Below are 3,784 nucleotides of genomic sequence, written 5' to 3'. Positions count from 1 at the left end.
TGCTACCCAAACGCTGGATCGTCGAACGCACACTCGGTTGGCTCAACCGTTGCCGGCGCCTCGCCAAGGACTTCGAAAATCTGGCCGCGACCGCGCTCGCTTTTCTCAAACTCGCCTCCATCCGTCTGATGCTCAGAAAACTGTGTAATCCAACCTGAACTTTATGAACAGACTCTCAGACTCGCCTTTTTTCGTCGTTGGGTCGGCCCAGGCGATGCTTGCGGGCGTTGGCGAGGGCTGCGGTCTGGATGCCGGTGGCTGGATAGCCTCGATCCTGAAGTCGGTTAGGATCTCCTTCGCGTGCGCAGTCAGCGACGCGGTCGCCGTGGTCGGCAGCGGCTGAACGCGCGTCGTTGGAGACGGTCCGCCGACCACCACAGACCGCCTGCCAAGGCCGCTGCGAGCGATGGCGGCACGGGGGCGTCCGTCGACGCCGAAACGGGCTTGTAGGCCGCTCAGATGCTGTTTCCGCGCGGCTCGGTCGGTCCTGGTGTGGGTCAGAAGCGTCTTCCAGGCGTGATGAACCGCTGGCGGTACCTCGCCCCGCGTCCAATCCGCCAGGTCATCTGGCAAGGCCGACACCCGCGACACCCCGTCGGGCAGTCCCTGGGGAAAGCGCGCGGCGCTGGTGAACACGATCCGGCCGCTGACGGGAACCCCAAGACCGAGGGCCTGTACGGCCTTGATGTGCGAGTAGTTCTGCCGGAGCGGATTCTGAAAGAAATGGCGTTTCCTGCCCATCGATTGGGTCCAGGTGGCCTCTGTTGCCTGTCCAAGAATCGTCCCGCGATAGTTTTTCGTCTCGACCACCAGCAAACCCGCCGAAGTGAGGGCGATATGATCGGTCTGGGTCAAACCGCCGCGTCCGTCCGGCAGGATCAGATCGTGGCGGACCTCGGGAAAGAGCCGTTCCAGGGCGCGCCCGACCTGGACCTCGCCGGTGACGCCACGAAGCTTCGGCGCGAGGCGTTTGAACGCGGCGAGGGCCAGAACGAGCGGGATCAACCAGAGCAACGGGCGCATCGGCGCCACGATCTCCAGGAGCGAAGAAAAGCGGTCGAATTGGAGCATGGCGCACGCGATCCCGTGGACTCAAGTGACCGCGGGGGTCTGGCGGAGAAAGGTCTCGTCGGTCACCTGTCTGAGCACGAACTCCGCCACGTCGGCGCGGCTGATCCGACCACCCTTGAGCGAGCGGTCGAGGCCAAACCGATAGCGTCCGGTCTTGGGGCCGTCGGTGAGTCCGCCCGGCCGCACGAGGATCCAATCCAGCCCGCTGGCCTTGACCAGTTGTTCCTGCTCCGCCTTCGCGGCCAGGATCGGTTTCAGGGTCAGGTCCATCATGACCCGGAACGGCCAGGCAATCTGCGCCCGACTGTCGCCCACGCCGAGTGAGGTCACCACCACGATCCGGCGCACGCCGGTTACCTGCATGGCCGTTAGAATCCGTTGTGTCCCGCGCGCCTCGATGGGCACTTTGCTCCCATGGCTCCCGAGCACGCAGACGACGGCGTCCGCGCCCGTGACACAGGAGGTCACGGCGTCTGGGTCCAGGACATCCCCAGCAATGGGCGTCAGCCCGGTGCGGGCTGGCAGGCGGGCGGGATCGCGCACCAGTGCCGTGAGGGTATGGCCCTGATCGAGGGCTTGCGCGAGCACCTGCTGACCGGTGCCGCCGGTCGCGCCAAAGACAGCGATGTGCATGGGTTTATCCGTTCCTGTCAGGCGGTGAGTTGGTGATATTTGGCGCTGTCCTTGGGGATCCTACCCTGAAGACGTCTTCATCCTCGGATCGCTCATGATCGCCCGGATTCAGCGTCCGGTAGACGCTCCAGCGTCAGCGCATCGGGTTGGCCGCCAAAGTACCGCTCCAGCAGCCGATGGAACACCGAACCCGGCGGCGAGCAGTGGGCAAAAAGCGTCGCGCTGAAGCACCGTTTCCGATCGTCCGGCGATCCCAGGATGTCATGCGCCGAGCGCCCCGTGATGGCCAACAGCGCCTCGGCACAGGCGCGCAACCGCACCCCGAGCACCGGATGCGCCAGAAACGCCCGCGCTTCGTCCAGGTCACGGATGGCATCGACGCGCGTCATGGCGCTCGATCCGAGCCCGGCGAGCGGCGGGAAGATGAACCACCTCCAGTGCGAGCGCTTGCGCCCGGCGCGCAGTTCGGCCAGCGCCTGGGCGTAAAGGGCATGCTGGGCCTCAATGAAGCGGGTCAGCGCATGGGGATCAGGCGGCGGTCTCATGGCACCCCGCCTAGCACCCGCCCGCCACCTGCCGGGCGCCGATGAGTTCGATGGGGTAGCCGTCGGGGTCCTCGACGAAGGCGATAATGGTCGTTCCCGCATTCATCGGCCCCGCCTCACGCAGGATCTTGCCGCCAAGCGTCTTGATCCGCTCCACGGCCGCGTCAACATCCTCGACCTCAATGGCGATGTGGCCATAGGCGTTGCCCAGCTCGTAGCGGTCCACATCCCAGTTGTCGGTCAACTCGATGACGCTGTGGTCAGATTCCTCCCCATAGCCCAGAAAGGCGAGCGTGAACTTGCCGTCGGGGTAGTCTTTTTGGCGCAGCAGGCGCATCCCGAGCACCTGAGTATAGAAGTCGATGGCGCGTGGCAGGTTGCCGGTACGCAACATGGTGTGGAGGATTCTCATGGGCAGCTCCTGGTGAGTGTATCAAGGGCGTCACGCGATCAGGTCGCAACGCCAGGGATGGCATCCGCCCGCTCCAGCGTCCGGCGGCAGCGTTCCGTGGCGTCTTCCCAACTCTCGCCTGGATGGGCGTGCTGCTCGCTGTAGGCGCGCGTAACAGGCAGAGATCGCGCCGGATCAGCTGCTCGTCCCAGCGATGTTCGGTAGCGACGAGATCCCGCCTCTGTCCTTCACACGCGGCGCATTCGACGCGCTCAGCGCGTCGCTGGCTGACCGTCGAAACAGGTGATCCCCGTGCGCGCTTCGAACGCACTGCACGAGGTCATGTAGGAGGCGCTGTTATCCGTGTGGATGCTCACCACATGACGCCCACCGTTAGTGCAGGCAACGGCCACCAGTGCGTCGCCGTTCGAGGCGATGCCGAGCGGCCGAGTCGTCTCGATCGCCTGGCAGGGTTCTCCAAAGCGATCGATGACGATCTGAAACGCCATCTTGGCCAGTTGGGCATTTGCCGGCGATGCCACGAGAACGGCCACCAGCACGAGGGGCGCGCGGCGCAAGTGTGCACTGGCGGGTTGGGTGTCATTCATCGTCGGTGTCCTCAAGTGGTCGGTGGCCTGTTCCTATCGGCTGCCCTGCGAGTTGCCGATCCTGAAGGCGTGAAAACAGTGCCAGGGCAGTCATGGCACCAATCAGAGCGAAGAACATATCGGATTGGGTATCCCAGGGATCGCCTTGGGTGCCAAGAAAGTCGTCCGCTCCCTGTCCGAGCAGCACGGCCACGGCCCATTCGATCAGCTCATCGCTCGCACTGATCGCCAGGACGACGCAGACCGCCAGGAAGGCGAGCATACGCTTGCCGCGCACATAGGTACCTCGAATCAGAATCTCCCACGTCACGAGCGCGGGAACGAAGCCCTGAAAGAAATGACCGATTTTGTCGTAGGGGTTGCGACTAAGATTCAGGAGATCGGCGATCTGAAACCCTAGCAGCCTGTCGGACTTTCCGGGCGCTGAGCAGTGTGTCCCTGTACAATAGGGCCATCAACACTAAGGGCCTGTGCCGATGAGCCACTTTCGAACGATCGACCGCGACATCGATTTCCTGCTGCCGCCTTCGGTGCAG

General features: G+C 64.2%; 7 protein-coding genes. 1 reads left to right on the top strand and 6 read right to left on the bottom strand.

Going from position 1 to position 3,784, the window contains the following annotated elements; genetic code table 11:
- Nucleotides 1-158 (top strand): transposase (locus tag QZY07_RS20090; protein WP_295406446.1); only part of this gene is annotated, 158 nt, incomplete at its 5' end.
- On the opposite strand, the gene QZY07_RS20085 is transcribed toward QZY07_RS20090, so the two are convergent.
- From QZY07_RS20085 to QZY07_RS20060, 6 genes are all read right to left on the bottom strand, one after another.
- On the bottom strand, nt 133-1,071 hold the full coding sequence (locus QZY07_RS20085) for a nuclease-related domain-containing protein (RefSeq protein WP_295406441.1): 939 nt from the start codon (nt 1,069-1,071) through the stop codon (nt 133-135). The genes QZY07_RS20090 and QZY07_RS20085 overlap by 26 nt on opposite strands.
- 21 nt (nt 1,072-1,092) lie before the next feature.
- Entirely contained in the window at nt 1,093-1,704 is a 612-nt protein-coding gene (locus QZY07_RS20080; protein WP_295406440.1) for an NAD(P)-binding oxidoreductase, read from the bottom strand.
- Nucleotides 1,705-1,796: 92 nt separating this feature from the next.
- On the bottom strand, nt 1,797-2,249 hold the full coding sequence (locus QZY07_RS20075) for a DUF1810 domain-containing protein (protein ID WP_295406438.1): 453 nt from the start codon (nt 2,247-2,249) through the stop codon (nt 1,797-1,799).
- Nucleotides 2,250-2,259: 10 nt separating this feature from the next.
- Nucleotides 2,260-2,661, bottom strand: coding sequence for a lactoylglutathione lyase (gloA, locus tag QZY07_RS20070; protein WP_295406436.1), 402 nt, complete (start codon nt 2,659-2,661; stop codon nt 2,260-2,262).
- A 251-nt stretch (nt 2,662-2,912) separates the two neighbouring features.
- Nucleotides 2,913-3,248 (bottom strand): hypothetical protein, encoded by a 336-nt coding sequence (locus QZY07_RS20065; RefSeq protein ID WP_295406435.1) that lies wholly within the window; start codon nt 3,246-3,248, stop codon nt 2,913-2,915.
- Nucleotides 3,241-3,651, bottom strand: a complete 411-nt coding sequence (locus QZY07_RS20060) for a DUF2238 domain-containing protein (protein WP_295406444.1) — start codon at nt 3,649-3,651, stop codon at nt 3,241-3,243. Before QZY07_RS20060 ends, QZY07_RS20065 begins: the two co-directional genes overlap by 8 nt.
- Between the last annotated feature and the right edge of the window lie 133 nt (nt 3,652-3,784).

The organism is uncultured Thiocystis sp. (genome assembly GCF_903866365.1).
Lineage (GTDB): Bacteria > Pseudomonadota > Gammaproteobacteria > Chromatiales > Chromatiaceae > Chromatium.
The sequence above is the reverse complement of the archived record's forward strand: the minus strand, read 5'-3'. Positions and strand labels throughout refer to the sequence as shown.